We start from the raw sequence: 19,296 nt of genomic DNA, 5'->3' as shown, positions 1-19,296 counted from the left end.
CGGGGTGGGGGCCGGTGTGTTCGTCGGGCGCTGCTTGGGCGTGGCCTTCTGGACCAGCCACGCGTGTGCGGCGGCCTGGGGGGGAAGGCCTTGGCGTTCATGAGGTAGGTGGGGGCGTGGTGAGGTGCCCACACAGAAGGGCTTCGCCGCCTCCGATGGAGCGCACACCGGGGCGCTCGGCGGGGTGTACCGCTCGTCCGGACCGGCTGACACTTCGTGCGCGGGGTCCGGCGGGCCGGCGGCCCCGGCCTCGACGCAGGGCATCCGCGCAGGCGTCTCACCTGGGTGATCGGATCAGGACCGGGGCGGATCCACAGGCGCGAGGTGGGGCGCCGGGCGGGTCATAACGCGGGTCTTATGCCCGCAGGGATGCCTTCGGCTTGCCATGTACACACCCATACTCGGCGGCGACGTAACCCGAACCCCACGATCGGAGGGGACGTTGAAGCCCACCAGATGGACGGCGGCCGTCGCAGCGATGGCGCTGTCCGCGAGCCTCGTCGGCGCCGTCGCCGGAACGGCGTCGGCGCGACCGGAGACGGTCGCGAAGGACAGCCCCGTGACCCGCGCGGTCGCGGCCGCGGACCTGGCCGTCGACAGCGGTCTCGACACGCTCGTCAACTCGGCCCAGGAACAGTACGAGAGGCGCCTCGTCACCCCCTGGGTGAAGGATCTCTACTCGGTGTCGTACGAGCGCAGCTACCGCGGCCTGCCGGTCGTCGGCGGTGACGCCGTGATCCTCGCCGACGGTTCCGGCAGGATCCGCGCCCTCCAGTCCGCCTCCTCCGTACGCATCGACCTGGCGACCCGGCCCTCGGTCACCGCGCAGCGGGCCGAGACCACCTCGCGGAAGAAGCTGGCCTCGGTCGACCGGGTCGAGACCAGCCGGCTGGTCGTCCGCCTCAAGGACGACCGGCCGGTGCTGGCCTGGGAGACCGTGCTGCGCGGCCGGACCGAGAGCGCGCCCAGCCGCCTGCACGTCTTCGTCGACGCCCGCACCGGTGCCGTCGTCGACAGCTACGACGACGTGGTCGCGGGCTCCGGCAACAGCAAGTGGAACGGTCCCGGCCCGCTCACCATCGACACCACCGCCTCGGGCTCCACCTACTCCCTGCGCGACCCGAACCGGACCGGCCTGAGCTGCGCCGACTACTCCACCGGCACGGTCTTCTCCAAGTCCTCCGACTCCTGGGGCACCGGCAACCCCACGAGCAAGGAGACCGGCTGCGTCGACCTGATGTTCGCCGCGCAGAAGCAGTGGGACATGCTCGGCCAGTGGCTGGGCCGCAACGGCGTCAACGGCAACGGCCGCAGCTTCCCCGGCAAGGTCGGGCTCAGCGACCTCAACGCCTACTGGGACGGCAGCTCGGTGACCATCGGGCGCAACAGCGCCAACGAGTGGATCGCCGGCGTGGACGTGGTGGCCCACGAGTACGGGCACGCCATCGACACCAACACCCCGGGCGGCACCAGCGGCCAGGAGGCTGGGCTCGGCGAGGGCACCGGAGACATCTTCGGTGCGCTGACCGAGGCGTACATCAACGAGCCGGCCCCCTACGACGTCCCCGACTACACGGTGGGCGAGGTCATCAACCTCCAGGGGCGCGGACCGATCCGCAACATGTACAACCCGCCGGCCGTCAACAACGACCCGGCCTGCTACAGCTCGGCGATCCCCAACACCGAGGTGCACGCCGCCGCGGGCCCGCTCAACCACTGGTTCTACCTGCTGGCCGAGGGCACCAACCCCGGCGGCGGCAAGCCCAGCAGCACCACCTGCAACCAGAGCACCCTGACCGGCGTCGGGATCCAGACGGCCGGCAAGATCTTCTACGGCGGCATGCTGCTCAAGACCAGCAGCATGAGCTACAAGAAGTACCGTACGGCGACGCTCAGTTCCGCCAAGTCGCTCGACGCGACCTGCGGTCTCTTCACCAGGACGAAGGCGGCCTGGGACGCGATCAGCGTGCCCGCCCAGTCGGCCGACCCGACCTGCACCCCGAGCGGCCAGAACGACGACTTCTCCATGTCGCTCGCCCCCTCGTCCGGCACCGTCCAGCAGGGCGGCTCGGTGACCACCACCGTCGGCACCGCCGTCACGACCGGCGCAGCCCAGTCGGTGACCCTGACCGCCACCGGTCTGCCCGCCGGGGTGACCGCCTCCTTCAACCCCGCGACGGTTCAGTCCGGCCAGTCCTCGGTGCTGACCCTGACCGCCACCGCCAACGCGGCACCCGGCGCGTCCACGGTCGTCGTCAAGGGCCAGGGCACCACGCTGTCCCACACCGCCGACTTCACGCTCAACGTCGGCGGGACCCAGCCCGGCAACGACCCGCCGGACGTCGACGTCGCCAAGGTGCAGGCGCACCTCTCCCAGCTCCAGACGATCGCGAGCCAGAACGGCGGCAACCGCCGCGCGGGCAGCGCCGGTCACAGCCAGTCGCTGGCGTACGTGAAGGGCAAGCTTCAGGCCGCCGGATACACGGTGACCGAGCAGAACTGCACCACCTGCACCTACCCGTCGAACAACCTGATCGCCGACTGGCCGGGCGGCCCCGACGACCAGGTCGTCATGTTCGGGGCGCACCTGGACAGCGTCTCGGCCGGTCCCGGCATCAACGACAACGGCTCGGGCTCCGCGACCCTGCTGGAGAACGCCCTCGTGCTCGCCGAGAAGAACCCCACGATGACCAAGCACGTGCGGTTCGCCTGGTGGACCGACGAGGAGCAGGGGCTCAACGGCTCGGCCTACTACGTCAACCGGCTCACCACCGCGCAGCGCACGGCCGTCAAGGCGTACTACAACTTCGACATGGTCGGCTCCACCAACGGCGGCTACTTCATCAACAACCTCAACTCCACCGCCGCCGCGCCCCTCAAGGCGTACTGGACCTCCCTGAACCTCGCGCCGGAGGAGAACACCGAGGGCCAGGGCCGCAGCGACGACTACTCGTTCCAGCAGGGCGGCGTCCCGACCTCCGGGTACGCGGCCGGAGCGAGCGCCCGCAAGACCGCGGCGCAGGCGCAGAAGTGGGGCGGTTCCGCCAACGCCGCCTACGACTCCTGCTACCACAGCGCCTGTGACACCACGAGCAACATCAGCGCGACGGTGCTGAACCGCAGCTCCGACGGGGTGGCCTACGCCCTGTGGAAGCAGGCCGTCGGCGGGACCGCCCCGGCGCAGGACTTCTCCGTCGGCGTGAGCCCGGCCGCGGGCAGCACGGCCCCCGGCGGGTCCGTCTCGGCGACGGTGAACACCGGCACCGTGAGCGGCGCCGCCCAGACCGTGGGGCTCTCCGTCTCCGGCGCTCCGGCCGGCGTGACCGCCACGCTCACCCCGACGTCGGTCCAGTCCGGCAGCTCCTCGTCCCTGTCCGTCCAGGTCGGCGCGAGCACCGCGCCCGGCACCTACACCCTCACGGTCACCGGCACGGGCACCGTCAGCCACACCACCACCTACACCCTGACGGTCACGGGCGGCGGCTCCTGCACGCCGCGCCAGCTCGTGGTGAACGGCGGCTTCGAGAACGGCAGCAGCCCGTGGACCGCGAGCGCGGGTGTCATCACCAACGACGCGCGGCAGGCCGCCCACGCGGGCAGCTACAAGGCGTGGCTGGGCGGAAGGGGCACCAGCTACACCGAGAAGGCCACGCAGTCCGTGGCCGTCCCCTCGGGCTGCGCCTCGTACCGCCTCTCGTTCTTCGTCCACATCGACACGGACGAGACCGAGAGCGTGGCGTACGACGTGGCCACGGTCCGCGTGGGGGGCCGGCAGCTGGCGTCCTACTCGAACCTGGACGCGGCCGCGGGCTACGTCGAGAAGTCGTACGACCTCTCCTCCTTCGCGGGTCAGACCGTCACCCTCGACTTCACGTCGGTGGAGGACCAGTCCCTGCAGACGTCGTTCGTCCTGGACGACGTCTCGCTCCAGGTGAGTTGAGACCCGACGCCCCTGTGAGCCGATGAAGCGGCCCGGCCCCGGCATCCCGGGGCCGGGCCTCCGGCGTTCCTCCCGCGGGTCCTCCCGCCGAGGCGCGGCCGCCGGGGGTCAGCGATGGGTGAAGTCGGGGGCCCGCTTCTCCGCGAAGGCAGACATGCCCTCCTTCTGGTCGGCCGTCGCGAACACCGCGTGGAACAGGCGGCGTTCGAAGCGGACGCCCTCCGCGAGGGTGGTCTCGAAGGCGCGGTTCACGGCCTCCTTGGCCATCATCGCGACCGGCTTCGACATCCCCGCCACGGTCCCGGCGACCGCGAGGGCCTCGGAGAGCAGGTCGTCGGCCGGGACGACACGGGAGACCAGGCCCGCCCGTTCGGCCTCGGCGGCGTCCATCGTCCGGCCCGTCAGGCACAGTTCCATGGCCTTGGCCTTGCCGACGGCCCGGGTGAGCCGCTGGGAGCCGCCGATGCCCGGGATGACTCCCAGCTTGATCTCCGGCTGCCCGAAGACCGCCGTGTCGGAGGCGAGCAGGATGTCGCAGAGCATGGCGAGTTCGCAGCCGCCGCCCAGGGCGTAGCCGGAGACGGCGGCGACGGTGGGAGTGCGGAGGCTCCCGAGCCTGTCCCAGGCGGTGAACCAGTCGGTGAGGTACATGTCCATGTACCCCTGGGGCTGCATCTCCTTGATGTCCGCGCCGGCCGCGAAGGCCTTCGCGGAGCCGGTGATGACGACGCAGCCGACGTCCGGGTCCCGGTCGAGCGCCTCGGTGGCGGCCACGACCTCCTCCATGACCTGGAGGTTCAGGGCGTTGAGCGCCTGGGGCCGGTTGAGGGTGAGCAGTGCGGTGCGGTCGCCCGTACGCTCGACGCTGATCGTCTCGTAGTCGGTCGCGGTCATGTGGTGAACGTTCCCTTCGGTGTTTCGGTGGCCGTGTCGCGCAGGACGTGGACGATCCCGGAGAAGTCCTGGGCCGCTCCGGCGCCCTCGGCGAACGCCGCGTACATCTCGGCCGCGCGCGGACCGAGCCCCGCGTCGATGCCGCCCGCGCGCAGGGCGTCGGCGGCGAGTCCCAGGTCCTTGGCCATGAGCGGTGCGGCGAACCCGGGGCGGTAGTCGCGGTTGGCGGGGCTGGCCGGGACGGGCCCGGGGACGGGGCAGTTGGTGGTGAGCGCCCAGCACTGCCCGGAGGCCGTCGAGGCGACGTCGTACAGCGCCTGGTGGGAGAGGCCGAGGCTCTCGCCGAGGACGAAGGCCTCGCTGACGGCGATCATCGAGATGCCGAGGATCATGTTGTTGCAGATCTTCGCGGCCTGCCCGGCTCCCGGGCCGCCGCAGTGCACCACCCGCTTCCCCATGATCGCGAGCAGTGGTTCGGCCTCGGTGAACTCGGGGTCGCCGCCGCCCGCCATGAACGTGAGCGTGGCGGCCTCCGCACCGACGACGCCGCCCGACACGGGGGCGTCCAGGGCGCGGTGACCGGTGGCCGTTGCGGCTTCGTGGGCGGCGCGGGCGTCGGCGACGTCGATGGTGGAGCAGTCGATGAACAGGGTGCCGGGGCGGGCGGCCGCGAGGAGGCCCTCGTCCTGGTAGAGGGCGAGGACATGGCGGCCCTCCGGCAGCATGGTGAGGACGACGTCCGCCCCGGCGGCGGCCGCCCGGGCCGAGTCGGCCGTCTCCACCCCGTGGGCGGCGGCGGCCGTCCGGGCCTCGGGGACGAGGTCGAAGCCGAGCACGCGGTGGCCGGCGGCGGCGAGGTGGGCGGCCATGGGGCCGCCCATGCGGCCGAGGCCGATGAACGCGACGACGGTGGTCACCAGGGCACCTCCTGAAAGGTGTCGGGGGCGGAGAGCCGCAGCTCGCGGTCGGCGCCGAGCGGGGCGAAGTAGCGGGCGACGTCCTCGTCGGTGACGCCCGACAGATGGGCCGGGGACCAGCGGGGGGCGCGGTCCTTGTCGATGACCTGGGCCCGGATCCCCTCGACGAGGTCCGGGGAGGCCAGTGCGGCGCACGAGACGCGGTACTCCTGTGCGAGGACCCGCTCCAGGGGCCCGAGCTCACGGGCGCGGCGCACCGACGTCAGGGCGACCTTGAGCGCGGTGGGCGACCGGGTGGCCAGGGTGGCGGCGGCCTCCTCGGCGGCCGGCACGCCGCTCGCGCGGAGCCGGTCGAGGATCTCCTCCACCGTGTCGGCGGCGTAGCAGTCGTCGATCCACGCGCGCTGGGCCGCCAGTCGTCCGGGCGGCGCCTGGCCGACGTGAGCCGCCAGGGCGTCGTGCACGGGCGCGTGCGCGAGGTCCGTGACGAGGCGCTCCAGGCGGTCGGACGGTACGAAGTGGTCGGCGAGGCCGCAGAGCAGGGCGTCGGCAGCTCCGACGGACGCCCCGGTCAGGGCCAGGTGGACGCCGAGCTGTCCCGGGGCCAGGGCCAGGAGGTAGGTCCCGCCGACGTCGGGCACGAAGCCGATGCCGGTCTCCGGCATGGCGACGCGGGAGCGCTCGGTGACGATCCGTACGGTGCCGTGGGCAGAGACGCCGACTCCGCCGCCCATGACGATGCCGTCCATGAGGGCGACGTACGGCTTCGGGTAGCGGGCGATGAGGGCGTTGAGCCGGTACTCGTCCCGCCAGAAGTCCGCCGAGGCCGTGCCGCCCGTGCGGGCGTCCGCGTGGATGGCGCGGATGTCGCCGCCCGCGCACAGTCCCCGCTCCCCCGCGCCGGAGATCACCACCGTCTCGACGCGGGAATCCTCGCGCCAGGCGGTGAGGGCCTCCTCGATGCGGAGCACCATCGGGTGGCTGAGCGCGTTCAGGGCCCGGGGGCGGTTGAGGACCAGACGGCCCGTCCGTCCCTCGGTCCGGACGACGACCTCCTCGTCCCCGGTCATCGCAGGTGCTCCGTCAGGCCGCGGGCGACGATGACGTTCATGATCTCGTTGGTCCCTTCCAGGATCCGGTGGACCCGCAGGTCCCGGACGATCTTCTCGATGCCGTACTCGCTCAGGTAGCCGTAGCCGCCGTGCAGCTGGAGCGCCCGGTCGGCGACCGAGAAGCCGGTGTCGGTGGCGAACCGCTTGGCCATGGCGCAGAGGCGGGACGCCTCCGGGTCGCCCCGGTCGAGGGCGTCGGCGGCCTGTCGTACCAGCGCGCGGGCGGCGGTCAGCTCGGTGGCCATGTCGGCCAGCCGGAACTGCAGGGCCTGGGCGTCGAGCAGCCGGGCGCCGAAGGCCTCCCGGTCGGCGAGGTGCGTGAGGCTGCGGTCCAAGGCGCTCCGGGCTCCGCCGAGGGAGCAGGCGGCGATGCCGAGGCGGCCGCCGTCGAGGCCCTGCATGGCGATGCGGAAGCCTTCGCCCTCGGCGCCGAGGCGCCGGTCGGCGGGGATCCGCACACCGTCCAGAACGACCTGGCGGGTGGGCTGCGCGTTCCAGCCCATCTTGCGTTCGTTCGCGCCGAAGGAGACGCCCGGGTCGGCGCGTTCGACGACGAAGGCGGAGATGCCGCCGGGGCCGTCTCCTCCGGTGCGGGCCAGGACGACGTACAGGTCGGAGGTGCCCGCGCCGGAGATGAACTGCTTCACGCCGGTCAGGACGTAGTGGTCGCCGTCGCGCTCGGCCCGGGTGCGCAGGGCGGCGGCGTCCGATCCGGCGCCCGGTTCGGTGAGGCAGTAGCTGCCCAGGGCCTCGGCGGAGCACAGACCGGGCAGCCAGCGGGCGCGCTGGGCGGGGGCTCCGTACCGGTCGATCATCCAGGCGACCATGTTGTGGATGGAGAGGTAACCGGCGATCGAGGGGCAGCCGGTGGCCAGGGTCTCGAAGACGAGGACACCGTCGGCGCGGCTCAGTCCGGAGCCGCCGTGCTCCTCGCGCACGTACACGCCGCCGAGGCCGAGCGCGGCGGCCCTGCGGATGACGTCGACGGGGAAGTGCTTGTCCTGGTCCCAGGCGACGGCGTGCGGGGCGAGCTGTTGCTGGGCGAAGTCCAGGGTGACTTCGGCGAGGGCCAGTTGGTCCTCGGTGAGGGTGGTCACGGCGCTCATCCCATCGTCGGCATGGTGAAGCTCGCGGCTTCCTTGACCCCGGAGGGCCAGCGGGAGGTCACGGTCTTGGTGCGGGTGCAGAAGCGGACGGCGTCGGGGCCGTGCTGGTTCAGGTCCCCGAATCCGGAGCGCTTCCAGCCGCCGAAGGTGTGGTAGGCCACCGGGACCGGGATCGGGACGTTCACGCCGACCATGCCGACCTGGACGCGCCGGGTGAAGTCGCGGGCGGTGTCTCCGTCGCGGGTGAAGATGGCCACGCCGTTGCCGTACGGGTGCTCGCTCGGCAGCCGGAGCGCCTCCTCGTAGTCGGCGGCGCGTGCCACGCACAGCACCGGGCCGAAGATCTCCTCCCGGTGGATCCGCATGGACGGCGTGACGCGGTCGAAGAGGGTCGCCCCCGCGAAGAAGCCGTTCTCGTGGCCGGGCAGGGTGAATCCCCGTCCGTCGACGACGAGTTCCGCACCCTCCTCGACCCCGATCCCGACGTAGCGGTCGACCCGGTCCAGGGCGTCCCGGCTGACGAGCGGGCCGAAGTCGGCGTCCGGGTCGTCGGAGGTGCCGATGCGCAGGGCGGCGATGCGCTCCTTCAGCTTCGCCACCAGCGCGTCGGCGGTCTCCTCCCCCACCGGGACGGCGACGGAGATCGCCATGCAGCGCTCGCCGGCCGAGCCGTACCCGGCGCCGATCAGTGCCTCGGCGGCCTGGTCCAGGTCGGCGTCGGGCATCACGATCATGTGGTTCTTGGCCCCGCCGAAGCACTGGGCGCGCTTTCCGTGGGCGGCGGCGGTGGCGTAGATGTGCGCGGCGACCGGGGTGGAGCCGACGAAGCCGAGGGCCTGGACCCTGGGGTCCTCCAGGAGGGTGTCGACGGCCTCCTTGCCGCCGTTGACGACGTTGAGCACGCCGGGCGGGAGACCGGCCTCCAGGAAGAGCTCGGCGAGCCGCAGGGGTACGGAGGGGTCGCGCTCGGAGGGCTTGAGGACGAACGCGTTCCCGCAGGCGAGGGCCGGTGCGGCCTGCCACAGCGGGATCATCGCGGGGAAGTTGAACGGGGTGATGCCCGCGATGACGCCCAGCGGGGAGCGGAGCGAGTGGACGTCGATGCCCGTGCCGGCGCTGTCGGTGAACTCGCCCTTCAGCAGGTGCGGGATCCCGGCGGCGAACTCCACGACCTCCAGGCCGCGTTGCAGGTCGCCGTGGGCGTCGGCGACGGTCTTGCCGTGCTCGGAGGAGAGCAGCCGGGCCAGGGATTCCCTCTCCTCCTCGACGAGTTGGAGGAAGCGCAGCAGGACGCGGGCGCGCCGCTGCGGGTTCCACCGGCCCCACTCCCGCTGGGCCGTCTCGGCGTCGGCGATCGCCGCCTCGGTGTCGGCGCGCCCGGCCAGGGGGACCCTGGCCTGGACGGCGCCGGTGTTGGGGTCGTACACGTCGGCGAAGCGACCGGACGTGCCGGCGGTGTGTTTGCCGCCGATGAAATGGGTGAGCTCGCGGACCATCGAAGCCTGCTCTCGTCAGGTACGGATCCGAGGAAGGCGCGGCGAGGGCGCGGCGCGGCACCGATCGGGGGTGCGCACCGCGGTACGGGCCGCGGGACAGGGAAGGCGGTGACGCCCTCGTCGAGTCACGAACGCGAGGTCAGGGCCTCGGGGTTCGGGTACTCCGCCGGATCACCAGGGTCGTGGTCACGTACCGGTGCCATGCGTGTCTGCTCCATCCTCGTGGACAACACGGAACACCCCACGGCCGGTATCCTGACTCCCGGATCAGCGCATGCTCTCCGGCCTTCCCGACGGATGGTTTCCGTCAGTGGCCTGACCTGCTGGAAGAGCACACTCCCCGGTCACAGTGGCGGGACCGCGCCGGAATCACACCGGCTTCCCTGCACCGCGGGCTCGTCACGAACATATAGTTGGACGTCCTAGTAAGTCCACCCCCCACTCCGGGCGGGCGCCGACGGCGTGCCCTGGCTCCGGTGGAGCCCGGCGGAATCCGCTTGAACCGCGGCCGGAGGGGCGGGCAGGCTTGCGCGGTGATCGTCGAGCTGGCACCGCGTTTTCTGACCTGGGACGATGTGGATCCCACCCGTCACCCCTTCGACAGCGCCTCGGCACCGGAGGTGGTGCGGTCGCTCGGTCCCGCCCAGCGGGTGCCCAGCCGCCCCGAACTCCCCCTCGGCGAAACCGCGATGGACGCGTGGAGCTGGGACGCGGGCAAGCCCTGGGCCGAAGCCATGGCGCACGCCCTCGTCGAGCACTACGGCCGCTGGACCGTGGGCTGGCGCTGGGCGCACGACGAAGGCGACTTCGACGGTGGGCCCGTCGGGAACTGGTGCTGCCCCCGGGACTCGATCACGACGCCGCGGGAGACGGTCGCCCGCGTCGTCGCGGCGTTGTGCGAGTGGCGCGCGTGGCTGGAGAGTCTCGCCGGGTGGTTCGACGCCTATCCGCTGGACCTGGCCGGGATCGAGGACCAGCGGATCCTGTGGGAGCGCGCCGCCCGCAACCTGATCCTTCAGGTGGTCGACCGGACCGGGTGCGGGAGCGGCTGGCACGGTCACTGCCGTCAGGTGCTCACCTGGTTCCTGAGCCGCTGGGGCGTCGCTCCCGATCTCGCGCGGGAGTGGGTCGAGGAGGCGATCGGCGGACGGTTCGCGAGCTGGACGGGCCCCGACCCGGAGCTGGTCGAGGATGTCGCGGAGCGGCTGGCGCTGTCGGTGCGCCCGGACGACACCCCGCGGCCCGCCGGACCGGTGCCGGACCACTTGGAGCGCTGGCTCGACGTGCGCGAGGGCGTGCCGTGGCACGAGGCCACGAAGGACGACCGGGACGACCCGGTGACGCCGTCGCGCGACGGGGTGGTGGAGGACGTACGCGCCTTCGACGGCGCCTTGGATCCCGCCCGCGCCGACGGGCTGCTCGCCGCTCTGGAACGGCTGAGGGCCGATGCGGCGCGGGGCTCCGCCCTCGACTTCGCGCTGCTCCAGCGCTGGCAGCGGCACGTCCTGGGCACGCCGCGTCCGCCGGCCTTCCGCGAGCTGCCGGCCTTCGCCAAGGGGGGCAAGGAGCGGTACGGGATCGGCCCGGACACCCGTGCCCGCCTGGACGCCTGCCTGGCCGAGAGCGCGCGCGCCGCCGACCGGCCCCTTCCGCTCACCGCTCGGGCCGCACGGGCCTATCTCGACGTGTGCTTCTTCCATCCCTTCGACGACGGCAACGCCCGTGCCGCCTTGCTCGCCCTCGTGTTCGTCCTCGCCCGCGAGGGCGTGGCGCTCGACGGGGTCGGTCTGCTGCGTCGCGTCACCTTTCAGGCCGACGAGCCGGGGGACGCGCTGGCCCTCACGCGGTACGTGGGCATCCACCTCGCGGAGACACGCCGCACCGCCGGAGGCCCCGGCTCCTAGGCTCGGGCCACGCCCCGGTGCCCCTGGCGGCCTGGGCCTCAGGCCGGCGGGTCCGCGACCGGGTACGGCACGAAGGTGCTGGCGTTCTGGTCGATCAGGAGGGGGCGGCCGAGGGGTGGGGCCGCGCGTTGGGGGCAGTCGAGGCGTTCGCAGACGCGGCAGCCCATGCCGATCGGGGTCGCCGCCGACGCGTTGTCCAGGTCCAGGCCGTCCGAGTACACCAGGCGGTGGGCGTGCCGGAGTTCGCAGCCGAGCCCGATGGCGAAGGTCTTGCCGGGTTCGCCCCAGCCGCCCCGGTGGCGGGTGAGGGCGCGGGCGGTCCACAGGTAGCGCTGCCCGTCGGGCATGGCGGCGATCTGCACGTGGATGCGGCCCGGCGCGGCGAACGCCTCGTACACGTTCCACAGCGGGCAGGTGCCGCCGGCCCGGGAGAAGTGGAATCCGGTGGCGGACTGCCGCTTGGACATGTTGCCCGCCCGGTCGACGCGGACGAAGGAGAAGGGGACACCGCGCAGCTTGGGGCGTTGCAGGGTGCTGAGGCGGTGGCAGACCGTCTCGTAGCCGAGCCCGAAGCGGTCGGTGAGCCGTTCGATGTCGTACCGGAACTCCTCGGCCGCCGTGTGGAACGCCTCGTACGGGAGGATCAGCGCGGCGGCGAAGTAGTTCGCGATGCCGATGCGCGCCAGCCGGTGGGCCGGGCCGTCCGGGGCGAAGTCCTCGGCCGCCTGCCGGTCCAGACCGTCCCCGTACTCCAGCAGGGCCAGCTGCGTGGCGAGCCGGAAGGCGCGCTGGCCGGGGCGGAGACGGACGGACAGCCGCAGGATGCGGGTCTTCTCGTCGTAGGAGTGCAGCCGGTCCCCCGTCCCGGTGGAGAAACGGACGCCGTGCCGGTCGGAGAGCCGTGTGCTCAGAGCACTGATGATCTCGCCGGGCCGGATGCCGATCTCCGCCGCGAGCGCCTCCGCCGCGAGATCGGTCTCGTGCAGGTAGTTCTGCCTGCGGTAGAAGAAGTCGCGGATCTCCTCGTGCGGGGAGCGCGGCAGCTCCGGATCCGATCCCCTCGGGTCCGCCGCGTCGGCGATGCGCTCGGCGAGGCGCTGGTTGCGCCGCCCCAGGTCGACCAGGACGTGGGCGACCGCCGGAATCCGTGAGGCCAGCTCGGCGAGGTCGGACGAGGAGACCCGGGCCGCGGCGAGCTCCCCCGACAGCGCTTCACGGAGGTCCGCGACCAGGCGGCCGGTGTCCCGCTCCGAGAAGAAGCCGGGATCGACGCCGAAGGCCTCGGTGAGACGCAGCAGCACGGGCACGGTGAGCGGTCGGGCGTCGTGCTCCATCTGGTTGAGGTAGCTGGGCGAGATGGCCAGGGTGCGCGCCAGCTCGGCCTGGCTCATCCCCCGGTCCTCGCGCAGTCGCCGCAGTCTCGCGCCGGCGTACGTCTTGCTCACCCTCGGCCTCCCGGTCGTTCGCCACCTCGGCGTCAGCCTAGGCCGTCCGAGCGCGTCCGTGCCCTTGGCAATCGTGGCAAAAGGCGGCGGAAGGATGCGCAGAACTTGGCATGCGTCCACCGTTGATGGCACTGGGTGCCAGTGCCAGAGTCTGAGTGCGGCCCACCGGACCCAACAGATCCAGGGCGCGAACGGGACCCGATTCATGCCCTGACTTCGGCAGTTCCGGCTCAAGCGCTTTCCGGATCGGCACAGATTGCTCATCTCCGCCCGTCCGGGCCCGGCGGGCCGCACCCCTCGACAAGACACCTGGTGCCACGAGCGCGGAGACCTTCGCGGCCTTGGCACGGCACGACCGAAGGAGACGGTGACGGTCATGGCAGACACGAAGACGACGGCGGCGGAGCTGGCCGAGCGCTGGGCGACGGACCCGCGCTGGGCCGGGATCGAGCGCACGTACACCGCCGAGGACGTGGTCCGGCTCTCCGGCAGCGTCCGCGAGGAGCACACGCTCGCCCGGCGCGGCGCCGAGCGGCTGTGGCGGCAGCTGCACGACCTGGACTACGTGCACGCGCTCGGCGCGCTGACCGGGGGGCAGGCGGTGCAGCAGGTGCGGGCCGGGCTCCAGGCGATCTACCTGTCCGGCTGGCAGGTGGCCGCCGACGCGAACCAGGCCGGGCACACGTATCCCGACCAGAGCCTCTACCCGGTCAACTCCGTTCCGCAGGTCGTGCGTCGGATCAACAACGCGCTGTTGCGCGCCGACCAGATCGCCACCGCCGAGGGCGGCACGGACACCACGGACTGGCTGGCCCCGATCGTCGCCGACGCCGAGGCCGGGTTCGGCGGCCCGCTGAACGCCTTCGAGCTGACGAAGGCGATGATCGCGGCCGGCGCGGCGGGCATCCACTACGAGGACCAGCTGGCCTCCGAGAAGAAGTGCGGCCACCTCGGCGGCAAGGTCCTCGTCCCCACCTCGCAGCACGTCCGCACCCTGAACGCGGCCCGGCTCGCCGCGGACATCGCGGACACCCCGACCCTGGTCATCGCCCGCACCGACGCCCTCGCCGCCACCCTGCTCACCAGCGACATCGACGAGCGCGACGCCCCGTTCGTCACCGGCGAGCGCACCTCGGAGGGCTTCCACCATGTCCGGAACGGCATGGACCCCGTGATCGCCCGTGGCCTCGCCTACGCGCCGTACGCCGACCTCATCTGGGTCGAGACCGGCACCCCGGACCTGGCGCAGGCCCGCGCGTTCGCCGAGGCGATCCACGCGCGGTACCCGGACCAGATGCTCGCGTACAACTGCTCGCCGTCCTTCAACTGGAAGGCGGCGCTCGACGACGACCAGATCGCCAAGTTCCAGCGCGAACTCGGCGCCATGGGCTACAAGTTCCAGTTCATCACGCTGGCCGGCTTCCACTCCCTCAACCACGGCATGTTCGACCTCGCCCGGGGCTACGCGGAGCACGGCATGACCGCCTACGTCGACCTCCAGGAGCGGGAGTTCGCCGCGCAGGCGCAGGGCTTCACCGCCGTCAAGCACCAGCGCGAGGTCGGCACCGGCTACTTCGACCTGGTCTCCACCGCCGTCAACCCGGCCTCCTCCACCACCGCGCTGAGCGGGTCCACCGAGGAGGAGCAGTTCCACTAGGGCGTGTCGTCACACTCCCTAGGAGACCCCCTTGACCGGCCGGGCCGGACACAGCCCGGCCGCACGGGGCGGCGGGCGAAAGCCTCCGCCCCTCACGGGGGGGGCGGGCGACCGTCTCCGCCCGCCCCCCTTCCCGTCTCGACGTCCGGGCCCACCCCCTTCCCCCTCTGCATCAAAGCCCCCTCGAAGCCCAGGAGAGCGCGATGACCACCAGCGTCCCGACCCGACACATCCGCGTCCTGGCCGCCCCCGGCGACCGCCACGACGAGATCCTCACCCCCGACGCCCTCGACTTCGTGGGCCGACTGGCCTCCGCCTTCGGCGAGCGCCGGCAGTGGCTCCTGAAGGAGCGCCGCCGCCAGGCCATCCGGCTGGCCACCGGAACACCGCTCGGCTTCCCCGTCGCGACCTCGGCCGTCCGCGCCGATCCCACCTGGAGGGTCGCGCCTCCGGCCCCCGGCCTCACCGACCGCAGGGTCGAGATCACCGGCCCGCCCGCCGACCGCCGTACGGCCGTCGACGCGCTGAACTCCGGAGCGCGTGTCTGGGTGGCGGACTTCGAGGACGCCACCGCGCCGACCTGGGACAACATCATCGGCGGGCAGCTGGTCCTGCTCGACGCGGTCGAGCGGCGGATCGACTTCACCACGCCGGAGGGCAAGGAGTACCGCCTCGGGCAGGACCCCGCCACCGTCATGGTCCGGCCGCGCGGCTGGCACCTCGACGAGGCGCACCTGGAGGTCGACGGCCGCCCGGTCCCCGCCCCGCTCGTCGACTTCGGCCTGTACTTCTTCCACTGCGCCCAGCGGCAGATCGACGCCGGCCGCGGCCCGTACTTCTCCCTCCCCAAGCTGGAGAACCACTACGAGGCCCGGCTGTGGAACGACGTGTTCCTGCTCGCCCAGGAACTCCTCGGCATCCCCCGGGGCACCGTCCGCGCCGGCGTCCTCATCGAGACGATCACCGCCGCCTTCCAGATGGAGGAGATCCTCCACGAGCTCCGTGAGCACAGCGCGGGCCTCAACGCCGGACGCCGGGACTACCTGTTCAGCCTGATCAAGACCTTCGGCCACCGCACCGACTTCCTGCTCCCCGACCGGGCGAAGGTCACCATGACCGCCCCGTTCCTGCGCGCGTACACCGACCTCCTCGTCCGCACCTGCCACCGGCGCGGCGCCCATGCCCTCGGCGGCATGGCCGCCCAGGTGCCCGGCAGGGATCCGGCGGCGCACGAGGCGGCCCTCGCCACCGTGCGGCTCGACAAGGAGCGGGAGGCCGAGGAGGGCTTCGACGGCTCCTGGGTGGCCCATCCGGGGCTCGTCCCGGTCTGCCGGGAGGCCTTCGACCGTGTCCTGGGCCGGCAGCCGGAGCAGATCCACCGGACCCGGGACGACGTGGAGACCACGGCGGCGGACCTGCTCTCCGTACGACGGATCAGCGGCCCGCCCGCCGCCGCAGGGGTGCGCGCCGACGTCGCCGTGGCCCTGCGCTACTTCGACGCCTGGCTGCGCGGCGAGGGAGCCGTCGCGATCGGGGGCCTGCGGGAGGACGCCGCCACCGCCGAGATCGCCCGCGTCCAGATCTGGCAGTGGCTGCGGCACCGGGTGATCGACCGGGAGACGGTGCTCGACGTGCTCGACGAGGAGCTGGCACGGCTCGGCGCGGAGTACCCCTGGGCCTCGCTCGACGAGGTCCGCGACCTGTTCGAGCGGACCGCGCTCCGGGCCGAACTGCCCTTGTTCTTCACCCCCGAGGCCTACGCGCACCACCTCGTCCGGGCCTCCACCGCGGAGGCCACGGGATGAGTTCGTTCGACCGGGAGGAGAGACCCGGTGGCCCGGGACGGTGACCCGGGCGGCGCGGGGGCACCGGGGGAGGGCCCGGTGGCACGCGTGCGGGGAGGGCGGGCGGCGTGGAGGCCGCCCGCCCTCCTTCGGTCGTGGGGAGGTCGGCTCAGTCGGCGTCGGGACCGGGGCGCAGGAGGTACGTGTCCATGATCCAGCCGTGGGCGGCCCTGGCCGCTCCGCGTACCCGCCGGATCTCCTCGGCGACCTCCCCGAGCGGTCCCGAGATCAGGATCTCGTCGGGTGTGCCGAGGTAGGCGCCCCAGTAGATCCAGGTCCCGTCACCGGCGAACCGCTGGAAGGACTCGTGGGCGTCGAGCATGACGACGATGTCGCCGTCGTCGTTGCCCACGGTCTCCGCGAGCCGCCGCCCCGGCGTGATGTGGATCTGCCGGCCGACGCGGTTGAGGCCGACTCGGTGGCGGGCCGCCAGGGCGGACACGCTGCTGATCCCGGGGATCACCTCGTACGAGAAGGTCACGTCGCCGCGCGCCGTGATCTCCTCCAGGACGGCCAGGGTGCTGTCGTACAGCGACGGGTCGCCCCACACGAGGAAGGCTCCGCGCCGCCCGGGCGCGAGTTCGTCGCGGATCAGGCGTTCGCAGACGTCGGCGCGCCGCAGGCGCCAGTCGTGGACGGCGTCGGTGTAGCCGCCGGGTTCCTCCTGGGAGCGGTCGCGCCACGGGTCCTCGGCCTCGACGACACGGTGGGAGCCCGACGCGTGCGCGGCGAGCATGTCCCGTCGGAGTCGGGTGAGGGAGGACTTCTCCGGTCCCTTCTCCAGGATGAAGAAGACCTCCGTCCGCGCGATCGCCTTGACCGCCCCGAGCGTCAGATGGTCGGGGTCACCGGATCCGATGCCGATCACCGTGATGTGTCTGATCTCCTCGGCCGGAGTCATGCCTCTCCCTCTGTTCGAAGTTGCTCGTCCCGGGCCGCGGCCCCCTCCGGTGCCGTCCCTTGGGGACACCGGAGGGGGCCGCGGCGCTCGGGGTCAGGCGCCCCAGCGCAGGGCGATGGTGTCGCCGACGTTGATCGTCTTCTCGCGGAGGGCCCGGGCGAAGGCGGAGCCGTCGACGCTGACCTTCCAGGTGTTCGAGCCGCTGTCGGCCTTGCCGTTGACCGCGGTGATCGTGCCGGTTCCGGAGGCCGGGGTCACGGAGGTGACGCATCCGGACGGGGTCGCGGCGCTCGTGGCGGCGGCGAGGACGTCGCCGAGGGTCGTGGTCGTCCCCGTGGGGGTGAGCGAGACCGAGCACACCTTGAGGTTCCCCGCGCCGTCGTCGACGGTCAGGGCCAGCTTGGTGGCGGTGCCGGCCGTGAAGGCGGACTGGGCGACCCACTGGGGGGCGCCCGGGGTGACCGGGACGGGCGGGGCCGTGGTGAAGCCGCCTCCGGCGACCGCGCGCAGCGCGTCGATGGAGGAGTACGCGGACGGGGAGGTGTCCGCGGGCTTGTACTTGAAGCCGCCCGCCGGGTTGTACTGGTTGGCGAGGAGGAAGTCGACCGGCGTCTTGCCGGGGACCGTGGTGAAGTCGGCCGACTGCGGGTTGATGCCGCAGGCGTTGAGTCCGGCGATGCCCCAGCCGTTGGAGCTGGTGTTGACCCCGTACAGGGAGTTGAACGCGCCGGAGGAGGCGACCAGCTTGCCCTTGAGGAAGTTCTTGGCCTGCACGACGTCGGTGTCCGTGTGGGGGACGCCGGAGACGCAGAGGGCGGCCATCGCGGCACCGGTCATGTCGACGTCGCCGGCCGAGGCGAGGCCCGTGGCGTTGCCCTCGACCTTCTGGTAGGTCCAGCCGCCGTCGTTGTGCTGGTTGGCCCGGAGGCGGGCGACGATCGCGTCCGTGAGGGCCTGCGGGATGCGGGCGGTCCCCGCCTGGGTCTTCGCGCCCCCCAGGGAAAGGGCCGCGAAGACCGTGCCGTTGAAGTTCGCGGACGGGCCGAAGTAGCCGGGCTCGGCCGTCTGCCAGTACGCGTAGGTGTCGGCGACGAGGTTACGGGAGGCCGAGACGCGGGCCGGGTCGATGCCCGCGGCGTACGCGTTGAGCGTGCCGCGCTCGTAGTCCGTGACCACCGGGGTGGCCGAGGGCCAGGCGGCCGTCGACAGCAGGTTTCGGTAGACGGTTCTCGCGTTCTTCGTGGTGTCGCCGCCCGGCGCGACGTCGACGACGGCCGTACCGGCCGCCGCGAAGGCGCTGAACGCCCACTCGTTGGAGAGACCGGAGCCGGCGTACGAACCGTCGGCGGCCTGGAGGGACTTGAGGTAGGCGACGCCGTTGGTCCTGGAGGTGGCGATCTGCGCCGGGGTGGAGGTGGCGAAGGCGGGGAGCGTGGTGAGCGCGAGGGCGCCGAGCGCTGCCGGTGCGGCGAGCGCGAGGCTGCGGGAGGTACGGAATCGAGGCATGGGCTGCTCCTGGAGTCGGCGGACGCCGGCTCCGGGCGCACACCGCACCACGCCGTGCGCGCGCACGGCCGGGCAGGGCCGGGGAGCCGCCGTCCGGAACGCGTGGCACGGCTTCAGTACTGCGTCGCCGCCATGGGCATTCGGGCTCGGAAACGGCCCCCGCCGTCCCATACCGCTGCGCGTCAGCTCCGGCTTCGCACCGGATTCCCCCACGTGGCAGCCCAGGACGCTACCCGAGCGACGGAGGGTCCGCCACCCGGTCGGACGCGGCGTGCCCGGCACGGACGCCGCGTACCCCTACGCGGGATCCACACCCTCTTGACGGTTCCCGCACATCCGTGTTGCACTCCCGCTGATAAGCAATCAGCACCAGGGGAAGCCGGTCGAAATCCGGCGCTGACCCGCAACCGTAGGCCCGGCTCCGTCCCGGGCGAGTCGGAATGCCTGGGGCTGGATCCAGCACACGAGGAACGCCGTCGCGGACTACGGCGTGGTCGTCCCCGCCCTCCCCTGCCTCGGCTGCGTGGGGGGGCGCGTCGCCACGCACGCGCCGCCCGGCAGAGACGAGGGCCGC

12 protein-coding genes and 3 riboswitches are annotated in these 19,296 nt (G+C 72.6%); of the genes, 4 read left to right on the top strand and 8 right to left on the bottom strand.

Features of this window, described 5'->3' with window-relative positions; translation table 11 throughout:
• Positions 1 to 478 precede the first annotated feature (478 nt).
• Positions 479 to 3,940 (top strand): M28 family peptidase, encoded by a 3,462-nt coding sequence (locus ACFYXU_RS20130; RefSeq protein ID WP_389459652.1) that lies wholly within the window; start codon positions 479 to 481, stop codon positions 3,938 to 3,940.
• A 108-nt stretch (positions 3,941 to 4,048) separates the two neighbouring features.
• Here the strand turns inward: ACFYXU_RS20130 and ACFYXU_RS20125 are convergent, their stop codons facing one another.
• Genes ACFYXU_RS20125 through ACFYXU_RS20105 form a run of 5 tightly spaced genes read right to left on the bottom strand, consistent with a single transcriptional unit; the run spans position 4,049 to position 9,465 of the window.
• On the bottom strand, positions 4,049 to 4,834 hold the full coding sequence (locus tag ACFYXU_RS20125; protein ID WP_389458990.1) for an enoyl-CoA hydratase: 786 nt from the start codon (positions 4,832 to 4,834) through the stop codon (positions 4,049 to 4,051).
• A complete protein-coding gene (gene mmsB / locus ACFYXU_RS20120; RefSeq protein ID WP_389458988.1) occupies positions 4,831 to 5,751 on the bottom strand; it encodes a 3-hydroxyisobutyrate dehydrogenase in 921 nt (306 codons plus the stop codon). The genes ACFYXU_RS20125 and mmsB overlap by 4 nt, the downstream gene beginning before the upstream one ends.
• A complete protein-coding gene (locus tag ACFYXU_RS20115; protein ID WP_376511587.1) occupies positions 5,748 to 6,821 on the bottom strand; it encodes an enoyl-CoA hydratase/isomerase family protein in 1,074 nt (357 codons plus the stop codon). Before ACFYXU_RS20115 ends, mmsB begins: the two co-directional genes overlap by 4 nt.
• Complete coding sequence (locus tag ACFYXU_RS20110; RefSeq protein WP_389405901.1) at positions 6,818 to 7,969, bottom strand: acyl-CoA dehydrogenase family protein; 1,152 nt, start codon at positions 7,967 to 7,969, stop codon at positions 6,818 to 6,820. Before ACFYXU_RS20110 ends, ACFYXU_RS20115 begins: the two co-directional genes overlap by 4 nt.
• Positions 7,966 to 9,465 carry a CoA-acylating methylmalonate-semialdehyde dehydrogenase gene (locus tag ACFYXU_RS20105; protein ID WP_384572421.1) on the bottom strand — a complete coding sequence of 500 codons (1,500 nt, stop codon included), beginning with the start codon at positions 9,463 to 9,465 and terminating at the stop codon, positions 7,966 to 7,968. Before ACFYXU_RS20105 ends, ACFYXU_RS20110 begins: the two co-directional genes overlap by 4 nt.
• A gap of 227 nt (positions 9,466 to 9,692) precedes the next feature.
• Positions 9,693 to 9,873: riboswitch (cobalamin riboswitch) on the bottom strand.
• Between the two features lie 125 nt (positions 9,874 to 9,998).
• On the opposite strand from ACFYXU_RS20105, the gene ACFYXU_RS20100 reads away from it, so the two are divergent.
• Positions 9,999 to 11,369, top strand: coding sequence for a Fic family protein (locus tag ACFYXU_RS20100; protein WP_389458985.1), 1,371 nt, complete (start codon positions 9,999 to 10,001; stop codon positions 11,367 to 11,369).
• A gap of 38 nt (positions 11,370 to 11,407) precedes the next feature.
• On the opposite strand, the gene ACFYXU_RS20095 is transcribed toward ACFYXU_RS20100, so the two are convergent.
• Positions 11,408 to 12,814 (bottom strand): short-chain fatty acyl-CoA regulator family protein, encoded by a 1,407-nt coding sequence (locus tag ACFYXU_RS20095; RefSeq protein ID WP_389458983.1) that lies wholly within the window; start codon positions 12,812 to 12,814, stop codon positions 11,408 to 11,410.
• Between the two features lie 376 nt (positions 12,815 to 13,190).
• Between ACFYXU_RS20095 and aceA the strand changes: the two genes are divergently transcribed.
• Together aceA and aceB are read left to right on the top strand one after the other, a co-directional pair.
• Complete coding sequence (gene aceA, locus ACFYXU_RS20090; RefSeq protein WP_389458981.1) at positions 13,191 to 14,471, top strand: isocitrate lyase; 1,281 nt, start codon at positions 13,191 to 13,193, stop codon at positions 14,469 to 14,471.
• 203 nt (positions 14,472 to 14,674) lie between these two features.
• Positions 14,675 to 16,276 (top strand): malate synthase A, encoded by a 1,602-nt coding sequence (gene aceB, locus ACFYXU_RS20085; protein ID WP_389458979.1) that lies wholly within the window; start codon positions 14,675 to 14,677, stop codon positions 16,274 to 16,276.
• 148 nt (positions 16,277 to 16,424) lie between these two features.
• On the opposite strand, the gene cobF is transcribed toward aceB, so the two are convergent.
• Positions 16,425 to 17,216: a precorrin-6A synthase (deacetylating) gene (cobF, locus tag ACFYXU_RS20080; protein WP_376511573.1), complete on the bottom strand. Its 792-nt coding sequence runs from the start codon at positions 17,214 to 17,216 to the stop codon at positions 16,425 to 16,427.
• A gap of 93 nt (positions 17,217 to 17,309) precedes the next feature.
• Entirely contained in the window at positions 17,310 to 18,722 is a 1,413-nt protein-coding gene (locus ACFYXU_RS20075) for a hypothetical protein (RefSeq protein WP_389458977.1), read from the bottom strand.
• 134 nt (positions 18,723 to 18,856) lie between these two features.
• Positions 18,857 to 18,932, bottom strand: a riboswitch (cobalamin riboswitch).
• A gap of 120 nt (positions 18,933 to 19,052) precedes the next feature.
• A riboswitch (cobalamin riboswitch) is annotated at positions 19,053 to 19,189 on the top strand.
• The last annotated feature ends 107 nt before the right edge of the window (positions 19,190 to 19,296 follow it).

Origin of the sequence: Streptomyces sp. NPDC002232 (genome assembly GCF_042890295.1) — a bacterium.
Taxonomy (GTDB): domain Bacteria; phylum Actinomycetota; class Actinomycetes; order Streptomycetales; family Streptomycetaceae; genus Streptomyces.
The sequence above is the reverse complement of the archived record's forward strand: the minus strand, read 5'-3'. Positions and strand labels throughout refer to the sequence as shown.